A 15,171-nucleotide genomic window follows, 5' to 3' on the forward strand; every position below is an offset into this window, starting at 1 on the left:
CATCGTTCTTTCTGTGGTTCAGGTTTAGAGAGCGGTGGTGCGCCAGTTGCTCAGGGTGCCTGCGTATTCAAGAGCTTGGCGCACGGCACCGGGGTCATCAGTGTGAAGGTGTACTGCCCAGAGCAGAGGGTCTGCTGATGAGTCAGCGAGAGCCACACTGAGGGAATCGCCCATTTGTGCTAGCTGGCTACGGGCAATCGCCATGGAGGTAGCGTCTGCCTGCACGCTCACCATGACTTCAAGGGCAGCAGATGAGTCGCGCCCTGACGAGGCTGTTTGTGGCATCTCGCCGCTAGAAAGATGATCTTTATCGATCTCCTCAGTTACCGAATCGCCCGTATAAAGTTCAGCGAGCACACTAAAAACGTAGAGAAAGCCCAAAGCGCCTGAATCGACCCGCTGAGTACCGGCTAGTTCTTTGAGCTGCGAAGAGGTAAGAGCAACTGCTTGCCGAGCTGCCGTTACAGCGGATGACATATCCGTGACCGTGCCCTCTGCCAGGCGATCAGCGACGCTGAGCATGGTTCCCTCAACAGGTTCTGTCAGTGCCTCACGCATAGCAGAAGCACCGGCAAGAAAGGCCTCCACCAAGGCTTGTTGGGTGGGTAGTTCGTCCCGGTCCTGGGTAAGTTCGCCAGCTACCGCCGACCACCAGATACTCCACAGCGTCCCCGAATTACCGCGCGCATCCAATAATGCTGCACGGGCAGATTCCACCGCAGTATGACCGCTACCGGCAGCCTGCAAGGTCAAGCGCAGATTAGTGCCAGTATCAGCATCAGGAACAGGAAAAACATTCATGGCGTTAAGCTGCTGCTCGCGCTCGCTGATGACGCGCTGAGCTGATTCAAGCCATGTCTTCCACCAGTTACTCAAAATGATCCCATCCCTGACCCGCGTAGACTGCCCCGTCTACCGTGACGGGCTGATTTTTATCATACGCAAAACAGGTGCCCACCTGCACAAAGTCAGCAGGCATCTCATCTACCCGCGAAAAAGTAGCCAGCAACCCGTGGTTTTCACCGCCGGTTAGCACCCATTTTTGGGCTAGCTCGTAAGGTGTTCCGTGCTCAAGAGCCTCATCAGTATCTTGCAAGAGCTTGGCAACAGGAACCAAAGGTGCAATAAAAGGCTCTAACGCCTGGGAAGAAAAATTCAGGCTCACCTGTGAAGCCGCTGCAATGCGCGCGGCATCTCGCAACGGCCCATCAGAAATATCCATCATTGCGCTGGCTTTACCCGCCGCAGCTACTCCGGCTGCCAGCGGTGCAACAGGACGCTGTTGGGCGCTCACGCAGGCACGGGCGTTTGTCTCAAAGACGTGATTCGAGAGGGGGGAATCCAAAAGCTCTAACCCAGCAGCGGCGGTGCCCAGCTCCCCTGCAACGGCAAGAATATGCCCTGGGCGCGCCCCGCTTCGATAGACAGGGTGCAAGGTAGTACCCAACGCTGTAACCGTCACCGATATTTCAGTGGATCCACCAATATCTCCCCCAGCAATAGTGCAGGTACTCGCACCCATCGCCACGCAGGCGTCCGTAAGCCCTTTCGCGAAGTCAGTAACGAACTCTAGGGGTGTGTGAGGTGGCAACGAAAGCGAAACTACCATGGACGCAGGTTGCGCACCCATCGAGGCAACATCGGCAAGGTTCTGGGTGGCTGCTTTCCACCCCACATCGTATCCGCCGGTGATGGCACCGCTTGACCATTCAAGCCTGAAATCTTGCCCCTCAGTCTGGGTATCGGTGGTAACCACCGTCAGTGCCCCGCGCAAATCAAGTACAGCAGCATCATCCCCCGGTCCCGTCACTAGCACCTGAGACCGTTCCTGGGCACGCTGGTTGTGAGCGCTCAGCTGCGGGGCAAATGCCGCGATGATCTCCTGCTCCGAAAAGTCACTGACCTGCGCCATGTACCGCCCCTTTCACGTGTGAGCCAATCGTCCTCACAATTTTAGTCACCGTTATTGGTCTGCGCGAACCGCCGCACAATGACGGAGATGATTGTCACCGCGATACCGGTAAAGAGCAAGAGCGGCCCAGCACCGGGAATGACGGAGACCCCGCGGGTGATAGTGCCGGAGCTTTCAACGGTACCTGCTTGAGCATTTGCCCCGTCTGCACCCGAAACACCAAGATTATTACCGGCAGCTGCTACTTTGTCTTTGTTTTTAGTGCTGTGCTGAAGGTAGTCGCCTACCCAGTCCTCAGCCCCAGGAATCCTCAAGAGATTGCTCATCGCTGCATCTGTTGGCTCATCAGCACGCACGCGTCCTTCAATGCCTTCTACGGGGTTCTCAAAGTGTACGCCGAAGATTTCTCCGGAGCTCAACTGCCTCTCAGTAGAGTCGATTTCGCCCAGCAAGGCTGATGAAAAATCAGAGCTTGAACTCTGCCTGTTTTCACCCCGTCCGGCAAAAGTGTCTTCGAGTTTCCCCGTAGCGCCCTGCGATCTTTGAGAATCAGAGGTCGAATTCTGCGCTCTCCCAGGAACCTCTAGGGAAGGCGTATTATCTGACCCATCGACGGCCCCTGGTGCTCGGTTGGAGGGCTGCACGGTGTCAGATTCCCCGTCGGGCTGTGCCTCAGCTGATTCGTCATCTGCCGGTGGCACCTGATTATCACCGCCCGAGTCATCAACGCTAGCTGCTCCACCGATGATGGGTGACTCCGGTGACGGGTCAGGTTGCTCGGGCGTGGGCGTAGGCTCCGGTGATTCAGGTTCTGGTGAGGGCTGCTCTGGCTCTGATGGCGCGGGCGTTTCAGGATCAGGCACCTCAGGTTCAGGAGACTTCGGTGAGGGGTCTGCCGGTGTTGAGGGGTCAGGTGAGGGTTCTGCCGATTCCCCTGGATCAACCGGAGCGACGGGGTCTTCAGGGGTATCAGAAGATGAAGGCGGTGCTATAGGCTCCTGCGTAACGGATGGTACCTGCGACGGTTCGGCAGGTTCAGCGGGTTCGGCGGTGACCGTGGGCTGCGCGACAAGCTCCCTAAACCTTAAATCCGCGGCACCATTTGTCTGCGGTGCAGAGAGCAATTCCCCCACCGAAAATTGAGAGGGAATCACGGCATCATCACCGTATGCAGCACTTGCCGGCAGTGATAGGGCTGCTACTGCGCCCCAGACCGGAAGGCTGTACTGGATCAAACGTCGTTGCATATTCTCTCTTTCATCAATTGATGTTGTTTAGCTTACCGGCTGATCTCTTGAACACTCAATAGCACGCATCACCCTTTCTCGACACCGGCACCGTTTGTCATCGCCTAAGATGAAAGGGTGTCAACTTCATCTTTTCTCTCTCGTTTGTTCCCACTCACCGGTGTGACCGCTCTTTGTCTGGTGGCGTGTTCGTCTCCGGTGAACCTTACAGCAGCACCGGACGCCGCCCACCCGGATTGCGCCAAAGCAATGGTGGCGATGCCCCAAGAACTGATGGGTTTTACCCAGCGCGAGACCACGGCGCAGGCTACTACAGCCTGGGGCGATCCGGCTGCAATTATTGTCAAGTGCGGGGTGAACATTGAGCAGCCGGTGACTGACCCGTGTGCTGAAGTCAATGGGGTCGATTGGATTCTCAACCCCCTTAAAGAATCTGAACCTCAGGACACGAGCGTCCCCGCAGATGCTGGGGTGAGCGAAACATTGCGCTCCTCTGAGCAAACAGCTACAGGCACCTGGACGGCTACCACCTTCGGCAGAGCCCCCGCAATCACCGTTACTTTTAATGCCGACGAAGTTGCATCGTCCACCCTGCTCACCAGCCTTAACTCCGCTGTTGCACAGATTGAACAAACCCAACAGTGTCTCAGTGCTGATGATGTGACCGGTTCTTAGATGAATGTATAAAAGCTGCCTCATTGTTGTTCGCAGTGAGGCAGCTTTTATGTTTAATCTTGTTCAAAGATTTAGCGCAAACCCAGCGGTCGGGCCAGTGCTAATTCAATCAGCTCATCAATAAGATCAGAGTAGTTAATACCGGAGTTCTCCCACATGGTTTTGTACATCGAAATGGGAGTGAAACCGGGCAGCGTATTGACCTCGTTGATGATTAGCTTTCCGTCTTGAGTGTAGAAGAAATCAGCGCGGCATAGCCCCTCACCATCAACTGATAGAAAAGCTGCAACAGCAAGCTCACGCAAACGCTCTGAGACCTTAATCGGCAAATCTGCCGGGCATTGGGTGGTAGCAGAGGTTTTTGAAACGTATTTGGCATCAAAGTCGTAGAAGCCGTGTTCTTCATCGGTCACCACAATTTCGCCTGGGTAGGACGCTCGTGGCTGGGCACCGTTGAGGCTATCAAGCACAGCGCATTCGACTTCGCGGCCCACGATACCGGCTTCAACAACGAGCTTGGGGTCGAACTTATGGGCTTCTTCAATGGCGGCATCAAGTTCTGCTACGGAATCCACTTTGGTAATACCGAAGGAAGAACCCGCGCGGGCAGGTTTGACGAAAACAGGAAAGCCAAGACTCTCAATGCGGGTACGCGCAGCTTCCGGGTTCTGTAGCCACTGGCGTTTGGTGATGACTTCGTAGGGGCCAACCTGCAAACCGGCAGCTTCAAAAGCGACCTTCATGAAATGCTTATCCATCGCAACAGCTGACGAGGTAACGCCGCAGCCCACGTATTTCAGGTCAGCCATTTCAAGCAGACCCTGCAGGGTGCCATCTTCGCCGAAGGGACCGTGTAGCAGCGGAAAAACCACGTCTACTGACTCTGAATGATTCAGCGAACCGTCCTCATTAATGACGCGCAGGCGGGAATCCCCTGCTCCCAGCGGCAAGAAAACCTGCTGACCGCCTTCCGGGAAACTAGCAAGCGCATCCCGACGAGTGAGTTCGCGTAGCTGCTCTTCGGTGGTGAGATACCACTTACCGTCGCGGGTGATACCGATCGGTAGAACGTTGTATTTTTCGGTGTCGATGGCTCCCAGTACACCGCAGGCGGTGATGAGTGAGATGGAGTGCTCTGATGAACGACCACCGCACAGCAGGGCTACGGTTGGCTTGGTTGCACTGGTCATAAAAATGTTTACTCTTTCTTCGGTATCGAAAGTCGCTTAGTGGTTCGCCTCAGACTTGAGGGTGCGCCCCAGTAGCGCGGGGGCGAGTTCATCCACAGTAATTTTGTGCGATAACACGGCAACTACCGCCTCAGTAATGGGCATTTCGATGCCCAGTCGATGGGCGAGTTGGGCAACCACGGGGGCTGTTTTCACGGACTCAGCGGTTTGGGTCATGACGGCGCCCAGTTGGTCGGGGTCTATTCCCTGTGCCAGTAGTTTACCGGCGGTGTGGTTACGTGAGAGTGGGGACGAGCAGGTTGCGATGAGATCGCCCATACCCGCCAGGCCACTCATAGTTTCTAGTTTGCCACCAAGAGCCAACGCTAGGCGCGTGGTTTCGGCGAGTCCGCGGGTCATGACGGAGGCTTTAGAGTTGTCCCCGTAGTTTTTTCCCTCGCACATGCCAACGCACAGCGCGATAACGTTTTTAACCAAGCCGCCAATTTCAACGCCCACAATATCAGTGTTGGTATAGGGACGAAAATAACCGTTAGCGCACACTGTAGCAACACGTGCTGCTGTGGGTTCGTCGGGGGCAGCTATTACAGACGCGGTGGGTTCTTCCTGCACAATTTCGCGGGCAAGATTGGGCCCTGACAGCACCGTGACGCGCTGAACTACATTCTGGTTGCCGAGCTCGGTGAGAACTTCGGTGATGACCTCGGACATACGGTAGCCGGTGCCGCCCTCTAGACCCTTTGCCAGTGACACCAGCACGGCACCGGGTTCAATCTGGGTGCCCCAGTTCTTCAGGTTCTCGCGCAAAGATTGTGCTGGCACCGCCAACACCACGATACCTGCATCTTTCAGGGCAGCTGCCGTGTCAGAGCTGTACTCGATGCCCGCAGGCAACTGAACCTCAGGAAAATACCGCTCGTTGATACCGCTAGCGCTCATGGACGCCATTGCCTCAGCGTTGCGTCCCCACAGGCTCACGGTGAGATTTTGCTGGGTTTGGGCTGCCGTGTCAGCAACAATTTTGGCAAAGGCAGTACCCCACGAGCCTGCGCCCATGACAGCTACTTTTTCAGTAGATAGTGCTGTCACTTAGCGACCGCCTTCTATACGGGGTTCGCGGACGCCGGTGCTGGGGTTCCAGCGTCCGGTCGGTGCTTCCTCGCCACGAATATCAGCCAGCAGCTCGGTCACTGAATCCATCATGAGGTCGGTGACCTCCATGAGCTGGGCGCGGGTGGGCTTAGACGATCCGTTCTTATCTACAAGGTCAGAAAAATCCAGAGGGTCGCCGATAGAGACCACTGCGCGGTGGCGCTTACCGAATACGGGCTTACCGCTATAGGGCAAGAATTCGTGGTCACCCCAGTGAGCAATAGGCACCACCGGCGCACCGGTTGCCAGGGCGAGGCGTGCCGCACCGGTGCGTCCGCTCATCGGCCATCCGTCAGGATCTGTTGTCAGAGTACCCTCAGGGTAGATAATGATCGAACCGCCAGCATCAACAATGTTTTGTGCTGTTTCTAAGGATTTACGTGCGTCCACTGACCCGCGTGACACCGGAACGTGCGCGATAGTACGCATCAACCAGCCCAAAGCAGGGGCATGGAACAGGGATTCTTTCGCCAAAAAACGAGGCAACGCACCCTTGATGAACATGGGGTAGGCTACGGTAATCGGATCTACCATGCTGGTGTGGTTAGCAACAACAATAAACCCGCCTCGCGGTAGTTTGTCCTGTCCGCGGAACTCAATATCAATCACCAGGTTGTAAAGTGGTCGAACGATGTTGCCCGCAACCTTGTAAACGATATCTCCCCACTTGGTGGGTTTGAGTTCGGGTAGCTGCCTCTTTTTTGATGATGAAGCCATGGTCTTTAGCCCACAACCTCGAAGCTCGCACCGAGATCAGTGAGCTTGTCGACGAAATGCTCGTAACCGCGTGAAATAACCTGTATGCCAGTGACATTGGAGGTGCCTTCAGCTGCCAAGGCTGCAATGACGTGCGAGAAGCCACCGCGCAAATCCGGCACGTGAATGTCAGCGCCGTGCAACTGTGATTTACCGGTAATGATTGCGGAGTGTTTAAAGTTCTTGTGGCCAAAACGGCAGGGTGTCGGGCCCAAGCAGTCTTTATGCAGCTGTACCGTTGCGCCCATGCGAACCAGCGCGTCCGTAAAACCAAAACGGTTCTCGTACACGGTTTCGTGAACCACAGAGACACCCTGCGCTTGGGTCATCGCAACCACTAGGGGCTGTTGCCAATCGGTCATGAAACCGGGGTGTACATTGGTCTCAACAAAGAGGGGATTCAAATCGCCGCCGGGGTGGTAAAAACGAATACCGTCTTCACGAATATCCAAACCGCCACCGAGCTTGCGGAAAACGTTAATGAAGGTGCTCATATCTTTCTGCGACGCATTGCGCACAAAGATATCGCCACCGGTAGCAAGAGCTGCTGATGCCCATGATGCTGACTCGTTGCGGTCAGGCAGTGCAACATGGTTGTAGCCCTTGAGTTCTACAACGCCCTCAATAATAATCTGACGGTCAGTCTCAACAGTGATGATGGCACCCATCTTCTGCAGAACAGCAATGAGATCCATGATCTCAGGTTCAATAGCCGCGTTCTTCAGCTCAGTCTTGCCTTCTGCCATGGTGGCTGCCAGCAGAACCTGCTCGGTAGCACCCACAGAGGGGAACGGCAGAGTAATAGAAGCGCCCTTAAGGCCACCAGCAGGTGCTTTCATAGAGATACCGGTGGGTAGTTTCTCAACCTGCGCACCAAATTCTTCCAAAACGCGCAGGTGGTAGTTAATGGGTCGATCACCAATACGGCAACCACCGAGATCAGGAATAAACGCCTCACCGATGGTGTGCAAGAGCGGACCACAAAGCAAAATCGGGATGCGTGAATCACCAGCGTGAGCATCGATATCAGCGTGCTGAGCTACCGACACATTGGAGGGATCCATGGTGAGATCCCCGGTGCTCTTATCGAGAGTCACAGCGACACCGTGAAGTTCAACCAGTGAGGTGACAACCTGAACATCTTTAATCTCAGGTACGTTGCGCAATACTGAGGGGGTAGAGCCGAGCAGAGCGGCAACCATCGCCTTGGGAACCAGGTTTTTGGCTCCTCGAACATTGACCTCACCGGTCAGCGGAGTACCACCTTCGATACGAAGTGCGCTGGTCATGTAAATCCAATCGTTTATAAGCCTGTAAACACGCCACCGCACGAAGGCAGAAGCGTGTTGAATGAGAAATTCTCTTGTATGGCCGTGCGAATAAGCTAATACGTCTTATCAAATAGCCTAGCACTATAAGCATAATCTACCGACATTAAATTCCCGTACTTAATATGGGTATATATCGCTCACACCGACTCACACAATGAGGTCAGAATGCCTATAAAAAAGCGTTCTGACCTCGTTGGTTTTTACTTAGGACTGTGCAGACAAAGTACACGGCAACCACGCCGGACGATTCGCTTCAAACTCGATAATCGCGTCCTCATGGTGCAGAGTCAATCCAATATCATCGAGACCTTCCATGAGACGCCAGCGCACATAATCATCAATCTGGAAAGGTACGGTCAGGGCACCGCACTGTACGGTCTTTGATTCCAAGTCGACAGTAATCTCGGTGCCGGGTTCGTTCTCAATCTGCTTCCAGATCAACTCAATATCATCCTGAGCTACCTGAGCTGCAACCAAACCCTGTTTGCCGGAATTACCGCGGAAGATATCTGCAAAACGGGCTGAGATGACAACCTTGAAACCGTAATCTTTCAGCGCCCAGACAGCGTGCTCACGCGATGAACCTGTACCAAAATCAGGACCTGCTACCAGCACTGAACCGCGTTTGTACGGCTCCTGATTGAGAATAAAATTCTCATCTTTACGCCACCCAGCAAAGAGGGCATCGTCAAAACCAGTTTTAGTAACGCGCTTGAGATACACCGCGGGAATAATCTGGTCGGTATCAACATTTGATTGGCGTAGCGGAACGCCAATACCGGTGTGCTTAATAATCGGTTCCATCAAAGAATCCTTTATCTCTTTCAGTTCCGTGACGTTCTTATAAATCTGCAGGTGATGAGAGCGTGCCGCGAATAGCGGTTGCTGCTGCTACCAACGGGGAGACCAGGTGGGTGCGTCCGCCCTTGCCCTGGCGGCCTTCAAAATTGCGGTTCGAGGTGGACGCGCAACGCTCCCCCGGTGCCAGCTGGTCGGGGTTCATCCCCAGACACATGGAGCAACCGGCAAAGCGCCAGTCTGCACCGAAGTCCCTAAAGATTTGGTCGATTCCCTCTGCTTCTGCGGCAGCACGCACCTTAGCGGAGCCAGGCACCACCATCATACGAACATTCTCAGCCAGCTTCTGCCCCTTGACAATCTCAGCTGCGGCGCGGAGGTCTTCAAGACGCGAGTTAGTACAGGAACCCAAGAAGACCACATCAACGGGAACCTCTTTCAAAGGGGTGCCCGCTTTGAGGTCCATATATTCAAGGGCACGGGCGGCAGCTTTCTGCTCGTTCTCATCCTCAAACTCTTCGGGGAAAGGCACCGCCTGCGAGAGAGGCACACCCTGACCGGGGTTGGTGCCCCAGGTGACGAAGGGCTCTAGTTCATCGGCGTTGATGAAAACTTCTGCATCGTAGGTGGCACCTTCATCAGTTTTCAGGGACTCCCAGTAGTCAACAGCCTGGTTCCAGGTTTCACCGGTGGGTGCATGCGGGCGACCCTTGACATAGTTGAAGGTAGTCTCATCGGGTGCCACCATTCCGGCGCGAGCACCAGCCTCAATCGACATGTTGCACATGGTCATGCGTCCCTCCATCGAGAGGGATTCAATAGCTGAACCGCGGTATTCCAGCACGTAGCCTTGACCGCCACCGGTACCGATCTTGGCAATAACCGCAAGAATAATGTCTTTAGCGGTAACGCCGGGCTTAAGGGTGCCCTCAACGTTGATAGCCATGGTCTTGAAAGGAGCAAGAGGAAGGGTCTGGGTTGCCATGACGTGCTCCACCTCTGAGGTGCCAATGCCGAAAGCGAGCGCACCAAAGGCACCGTGGGTTGAGGTGTGGGAGTCACCGCATACTACGGTCATGCCGGGCATCGTCAGACCCAGCTGGGGGCCCACCACATGCACAATGCCCTGTTCAGCATCTCCCAGGGAGTGGATGCGGACGCCGAACTCTTCTGCATTGTTGCGCAGGGTTTCAATCTGGGTGCGCGAGGTGATATCTGCGATGGTCGAGAAGATATTCTCGGTGGGAGTGTTGTGATCTTCGGTGGCGATCGTTAAATCGAGACGGCGAAGGGGGCGGTTTTCTAGGCGCAGACCCTCGAATGCCTGGGGCGAGGTGACTTCGTGGATGAGGTGCAGGTCGATGTAGAGGAGGTCGGGTTTTCCGTTTTCTCCTCGGACGACGGTATGTGCGTCCCAGACTTTTTCAGCCAGGGTGCGAGGTGCTGTTGTGGTGCCACCTGCCATGTTTGCCTCCAGTGTGATGAGTTCTCTTCTGTTCTATAGTCGCTGAAACATAAAGTGGTTTCCAGAGAATGAACTTGCATATCATAATATGAGACTGCATCATGGTTCTATGAACTCACGCCCGTACCAGCACCTCGCCCAGCGTCAAGCCGCCGCTCAACCACCGCTTGCTACGCCAGTAGCCCCTTCTGCAGCTGACCTCGAAGACACCGCTAGCATGCGCTCTTCGGGCGTCGGTGTTCTAGACAAAGCTGCTTATATTTTGGATTGTCTTGAAGCTGGCCCTGCTACTCTCTCTCAGCTCGTGAAGGCAACCGGGTTAGCGCGTCCTACCGCCCACCGACTCGCGGTTGCTTTAGCCCACCACCGTTTTGTAGCGCGCGATATTCAAGGACGTTTTACTTTGGGTCCGCGTATGAGTGAGCTTGCTTCGGCAGCAGGTGAAGATCGTCTGATTGCTGCAGCCGGTCCTATTCTCAATAACCTGCGTAACGTGACCGGTGAGAGTTCCCAGGTTTTCAGGCGCCAGGGTGATTGGCGTGTGTGCGTGGCTTCAGCCGAGCGTCCGATTGGTCTGCGCGATACCATTCCGGTAGGTACTCAGCTGTCGATGAAGGCTGGTTCAGCGGCTCAGATTTTGGTGGCGTGGGAAGATCACTCTCGTTTGGTAGAGGGTCTACGCAATGCGCGCTTCTCAGCGACCATGCTGGCTGCTGTGCGCCGTCGTGGATGGGCGCAGTCTATTGGCGAGCGCGAACGCGGTACAGCCTCGGTGTCAGCGCCCGTACGAAATCCTTCGGGTAAGGTCGTCGCCGCTATTTCTATCTCGGGGCCGATGGAGCGTCTCACCCGCCAGCCCGGACGTTTGCACGCTGAGGTGGTCTGCGAGGCAGCTACTCAGCTGACCGAGGCACTGCGCAACTAAAACAGTTCTATCGGTAGCTCTAATAGACACCGCTGCGATAAAAAGCCGGGGTGAAATCAGTTTTTAGGCTGATCTCACCCCGGCTTTGTATAACGGTTTTAGTTGCTCAGGCGAGCGTTGTAGAGGGCATCTACATAGGCTTCGCGCCGCTCCAGTTCCTTGCGAACCGGCTCTACCACGTAGTCACGAGTAGTGTCGCTCACGTGGCTAAAAATTTGCCGTTCAATCTTACGAGCATAGATTTTGTGCCCAATTGCTGCGCACACTCTACCCAATGCCGCAATAACAATGCCTAGCAGCAAACCGGTCATCACCAGTAGCGTCGGCAACGGGAAGGGGAATCCTTCCACATACGGCGGGGGCGGCAGTTGAATCTGGAAGTACTGGGCAGCGAAGATACCGGTGAGCCAGAGTAAGCCCACCAAAGCCGCGGCAATACCCAACCACTGAATAACGTTGAAGAGCTGCCACCACCACTGCTTCTTGGTGGCGCGGTAGTTGGTGCGAGCAATCGAACGTTCTAAGGCATTGGGTAGCTCAGCTTCGCGGCTGCGGGCAGCATCGCGAATACTGTGACTCCACGGCTCTCCCGTTCTCTGGGCACTAGAGGTTGCAAAACTGCGTAGCGCCGAGCTCATCGCCGCTTTCTGCGAGGGATTCAGGGGAGGCAGGGAGGATTTCGAGAGGGGTTCACCCGAGTGATCTTCGTGAAGGTGCAAGCGTTTGAGCGGATCTTTACGCATCTTAAGTAACCAGCGGGTAGGAATCCACCCCGTATTTTGCGCCGCATGCAGTTTGTAGGCGTCTCCGGCTGCTTTGACCACCTGGGGCGCTCCCGATGCTTCATAGAGTTTGTTCTCAAGAGTTCGGGTACTGGTGCCGGTAATACCACCTGGAATTCCCCCACCATCGTGAGCTGCTAAGGACGCACGGGCGGTCTCAACATCAGCACCGATACGTGCCACCGCGGCGGATTTTTCAACCGCCACGCGTCCAAGAGTTTCCCGCAACTTAGCGATGTTGTACCCGGTCATTGCCGAGACCGCCAGCGGAGGTGCCAGCAAATTACCGGTGAGACCGTCTTGTGCGAGTAAAAGCTTCAACGAGTCCAGCACATGAGGAATCTCTGCTTCATCCAGTCGATCTGCCTGGTTGAGCACCGCCAACATGACGCCGCCGTGCTCAGCCAGCGGTGCAATGAAGTCATCGTGAATAACAGCGTCGGCGTATTTCTGGGGATCAACCACCCACACCAACACATCAACCATAGAGACCATACGCTCAACGATAGTGCGATTAGACGCCTCTACCGAGTCGAAGTCGGGCAGATCTAACAGAATCAGACCGCCCTGAGCAGTTTCAGTGGAACCACGACCAACCGAAGTTTTCACCCTGTTCCAGAAGCCAGTGGTGACCGGTACCTGCGCACTGTTGAGAGCTTGAGCGGCATCATCCCCACTACTGTCCATCACGGTTGCGTTCTTAACCTGCAACCAGTCCAGTAACTCCTGGCTGCCTGCCTCGCCCCAGACAGCGGCTTGGGCGGTGGACGTGGTGGGCCGGCGAGCGGCAGAGCGGGCGAGTTCTTTGCCCACAACAGCGTTAAAGAGGGTAGATTTACCCGACCCCGTTGCACCGAAAAAGCCAATCACAGTGTGTTCAGCTGACAGCTCACGGCGCGAAGCAGTACGCTCCAGCACCCGCTCAACATCAACCAGCACGGCAGGGTCAACTCGTCCTTGACCCAGCTCCCAGGCAACCTGAACCTGCTCCACTGAGCGCGAGAGCGCAGTCATCTTTGATTCCGTTTCAACCTTAGCCACGGGTGCCTCCTGCGGTCATCGAGTCACTGACAATTTCAAGGCTACCGGCAGCCTGCTCTACTACAGCAGGTTCGGGGCCCAAGTCTACGGCATCAAGACGCGCATCAAAACGCTGTTGGTGAGTAGAAAGCACCTCGCGGATGCGTGCCTCAAGACTCTCACGCGCTGCCCTGGTCATACGGCGTACTGCGTCCTCACCGAAAATAGCTTCCAGTAGTTTCTGCCCGACAACACCCGAGCCACCTGCGATGCCCACTTCAAGACCGGTCAAGCCACCTGTCATCGAGAACACCGCTACCATAAGAACCACAGCGGTTGCGTTCAGACCCAAAGACATGAAACGCGCCTTCTGGCGTTTGTCAGCGCCTTCACGCTGAATCAGATCCATGATGTCCTGCTGCCAAGCGCGAATACTCTCGGCAACCTCACCGGAGAATCCCTCGTGCAACTGACCGAGGTCATCTCCTGCTAACAGGGCGCGTCCGGCGGGTTCATCAAGCCACCGACGCTGAGAAGTTTCAGCAGCTTTGGCTGCCTCCTCAAGAATAATGGCGTGCAGCCCAACTTCAAGAGCCTCTTCAACCGGGGCAGCCTGGGTAGGCTGACCGTTGAAGAAACCTGCGATGCGGTCGCGCAAACGACCAATGCTGGTCTCCAATGACCGGAAAAACTCGCCCGTTCCCACAAAATCTTGCCAGCGTGAGAGCACCTCACCCCGCAGCAGAGAACCATCTTGGGTTGCTGCGTGAATATTTGCGTACGCATCTTCATAAGCACGGCCTACGGTAGTACGCAGATGCTGGGCTGTTGCATACTGGGCGCTCTGCCCCTTTTGCAAAGACCGGGTTTGGGCAGCAATCGAGCGCAAGGCACCTTCAAGGGTCTTACGCGCAATCTGCGAACGTTGAGCGCTATCAGCGCCCAGCTCACGCAACCAGTAAATCAAAGGAACAACAGAGGCGGGTGAAATCAGCCCCTGCTCATCGCGCTCTTGCTCAATGACGGTCATCAAGAAAGCAGCCTCAATACCCGCATCTGCAAGCATGCGCCGTAGATCCTCTTCAATTTCGTCCTCACCCCCCTCAGGGACGCGGTTGAGCACCACAGCAACCGTAATATCGCGGGTTGCCGCCTCATTCAACAGTTCCCAGGGCACAGCGTCCGCATAGCGGTTAGCCGTGGTGACGAACAACCACAAATCAGCAGCCGAGAGAAGCTGCTTCGCCAAACGGCGGTTATCTTCAGAGACCGAATCAATATCGGGGGCATCAATGAGTGCAATGCCAGCAGGAATCTCTTCTTCGGGCATCATTATGAGCTGATCGACACCGGTGTGCGGGTCTGCACCGGGCAAACGACCGTTTTCAGCGTGGACGCGCACCAGATGCGGCAGAATGCGCTCGGGAGCGTAAGCCGCCGCATCTTCAGGACGGTGCAATAAAACTGGCTGACGCGTCGTGGGACGGATAGCCCCCGAGCGGGTAACAGGCTTACCGATGAGGGTGTTGACCAGAGTTGATTTACCCGCGCCCGTTGAACCGCCGACCACCACCGTCAGTGGGGAATCCACAGAAGCAAGTTTAGGCAAAACATAATCATCGAGTTGCGTCGCCGTTTTACGTAACTGGGTGCGGTAACCGGGTGCATCCGTCGTTTCTAGAGGAAAGCTAAGGTCTTTGACAACTGCTGTTGCAGTTCGCACCTGACGCAGGTCTTCGGCGACGCTTTCATCGACCGGTGCGGCAGCAGAGTGCTCTACAGCCCAGGACTGAGAGAGGTCGGAGGCTAGCTCGAGAGACGAAATAACCTCGGTTGGCTGATCCTGTGACTCGTCATTGAGCGGCAGATCAAGGCGAGTTGGTTCGCTCTCATGGGCGTTATGTTTTTGATTGTTGTT

General features: G+C 55.4%; 13 protein-coding genes. 2 read left to right on the top strand and 11 right to left on the bottom strand.

The features are described 5' to 3' along the window. Positions 1-24 precede the first annotated feature (24 nt). From JTP09_RS02740 to JTP09_RS02750, 3 genes are read right to left on the bottom strand one after another with little or no spacing between them, the layout of a single operon-like run. Complete coding sequence (locus JTP09_RS02740) at positions 25-876, bottom strand: DAK2 domain-containing protein (RefSeq protein WP_204876785.1); 852 nt, start codon at positions 874-876, stop codon at positions 25-27. Continuing rightward, positions 869-1,912 carry a thiamine-phosphate kinase gene (gene thiL / locus JTP09_RS02745; RefSeq protein ID WP_204876787.1) on the bottom strand — a complete coding sequence of 348 codons (1,044 nt, stop codon included), beginning with the start codon at positions 1,910-1,912 and terminating at the stop codon, positions 869-871. Before thiL ends, JTP09_RS02740 begins: the two co-directional genes overlap by 8 nt. Positions 1,913-1,953: 41 nt before the next feature. Then, complete coding sequence (locus JTP09_RS02750; RefSeq protein WP_204876790.1) at positions 1,954-3,159, bottom strand: hypothetical protein; 1,206 nt, start codon at positions 3,157-3,159, stop codon at positions 1,954-1,956. A gap of 117 nt (positions 3,160-3,276) precedes the next feature. Here JTP09_RS02750 and JTP09_RS02755 point away from each other — a divergent pair, with 117 nt between their 5' ends. Then, the gene (locus tag JTP09_RS02755; protein ID WP_240334019.1) at positions 3,277-3,834 is read left to right on the top strand and encodes a DUF3515 family protein; all 558 of its coding nucleotides are present in this window, start codon (positions 3,277-3,279) and stop codon (positions 3,832-3,834) included. 71 nt (positions 3,835-3,905) lie between these two features. Here JTP09_RS02755 and JTP09_RS02760 read toward each other — a convergent pair whose 3' ends face one another. From JTP09_RS02760 to leuC, 6 genes are all read right to left on the bottom strand, one after another. After that, positions 3,906-5,024, bottom strand: coding sequence for a D-alanine--D-alanine ligase family protein (locus JTP09_RS02760; protein WP_204876792.1), 1,119 nt, complete (start codon positions 5,022-5,024; stop codon positions 3,906-3,908). Between the two features lie 36 nt (positions 5,025-5,060). Then, positions 5,061-6,113: an NAD(P)H-dependent glycerol-3-phosphate dehydrogenase gene (locus JTP09_RS02765; RefSeq protein ID WP_370592477.1), complete on the bottom strand. Its 1,053-nt coding sequence runs from the start codon at positions 6,111-6,113 to the stop codon at positions 5,061-5,063. Further along, positions 6,114-6,893: a 1-acyl-sn-glycerol-3-phosphate acyltransferase gene (locus JTP09_RS02770; protein WP_204876794.1), complete on the bottom strand. Its 780-nt coding sequence runs from the start codon at positions 6,891-6,893 to the stop codon at positions 6,114-6,116. 5 nt (positions 6,894-6,898) lie between these two features. Then, positions 6,899-8,221: a UDP-N-acetylglucosamine 1-carboxyvinyltransferase gene (murA, locus tag JTP09_RS02775; protein ID WP_204876796.1), complete on the bottom strand. Its 1,323-nt coding sequence runs from the start codon at positions 8,219-8,221 to the stop codon at positions 6,899-6,901. 246 nt (positions 8,222-8,467) lie between these two features. Further along, positions 8,468-9,067 (bottom strand): 3-isopropylmalate dehydratase small subunit, encoded by a 600-nt coding sequence (gene leuD / locus JTP09_RS02780; protein WP_204876798.1) that lies wholly within the window; start codon positions 9,065-9,067, stop codon positions 8,468-8,470. A 37-nt stretch (positions 9,068-9,104) separates the two neighbouring features. Continuing rightward, positions 9,105-10,526 carry a 3-isopropylmalate dehydratase large subunit gene (gene leuC / locus JTP09_RS02785; RefSeq protein WP_204876799.1) on the bottom strand — a complete coding sequence of 474 codons (1,422 nt, stop codon included), beginning with the start codon at positions 10,524-10,526 and terminating at the stop codon, positions 9,105-9,107. Positions 10,527-10,743: 217 nt separating this feature from the next. Here leuC and JTP09_RS02790 point away from each other — a divergent pair, with 217 nt between their 5' ends. After that, on the top strand, positions 10,744-11,451 hold the full coding sequence (locus tag JTP09_RS02790; protein WP_204877202.1) for an IclR family transcriptional regulator: 708 nt from the start codon (positions 10,744-10,746) through the stop codon (positions 11,449-11,451). Positions 11,452-11,549: 98 nt separating this feature from the next. Here the strand turns inward: JTP09_RS02790 and JTP09_RS02795 are convergent, their stop codons facing one another. Together JTP09_RS02795 and JTP09_RS02800 are read right to left on the bottom strand one after the other, a co-directional pair. Further along, positions 11,550-13,274, bottom strand: coding sequence for a dynamin family protein (locus JTP09_RS02795; RefSeq protein WP_370592478.1), 1,725 nt, complete (start codon positions 13,272-13,274; stop codon positions 11,550-11,552). Then, entirely contained in the window at positions 13,267-14,976 is a 1,710-nt protein-coding gene (locus tag JTP09_RS02800) for a dynamin family protein (RefSeq protein WP_370592492.1), read from the bottom strand. Before JTP09_RS02800 ends, JTP09_RS02795 begins: the two co-directional genes overlap by 8 nt. Positions 14,977-15,171: the final 195 nt, after the last annotated feature.

It is taken from the genome of Rothia sp. ZJ1223, from assembly GCF_016900985.1.
GTDB lineage: Bacteria > Actinomycetota > Actinomycetes > Actinomycetales > Micrococcaceae > Rothia.

Bases quoted from the DNA above. Each gene is read 5' to 3' on its own strand.
- thiL (WP_204876787.1), bottom strand. From the start codon at position 1,912: ATGGCGCAGGTCAGTGACTTTTCGGAGCAGGAGATCATCGCGGCATTT.
- JTP09_RS02750 (WP_204876790.1), bottom strand. From the start codon at position 3,159: ATGCAACGACGTTTGATCCAGTACAGCCTTCCGGTCTGGGGCGCAGTA.
- JTP09_RS02760 (WP_204876792.1), bottom strand. From the start codon at position 5,024: ATGACCAGTGCAACCAAGCCAACCGTAGCCCTGCTGTGCGGTGGTCGT.
- JTP09_RS02770 (WP_204876794.1), bottom strand. From the start codon at position 6,893: ATGGCTTCATCATCAAAAAAGAGGCAGCTACCCGAACTCAAACCCACC.
- murA (WP_204876796.1), bottom strand. From the start codon at position 8,221: ATGACCAGCGCACTTCGTATCGAAGGTGGTACTCCGCTGACCGGTGAG.
- leuD (WP_204876798.1), bottom strand. From the start codon at position 9,067: ATGGAACCGATTATTAAGCACACCGGTATTGGCGTTCCGCTACGCCAA.
- leuC (WP_204876799.1), bottom strand. From the start codon at position 10,526: ATGGCAGGTGGCACCACAACAGCACCTCGCACCCTGGCTGAAAAAGTC.
- JTP09_RS02790 (WP_204877202.1), top strand. From the start codon at position 10,744: ATGCGCTCTTCGGGCGTCGGTGTTCTAGACAAAGCTGCTTATATTTTG.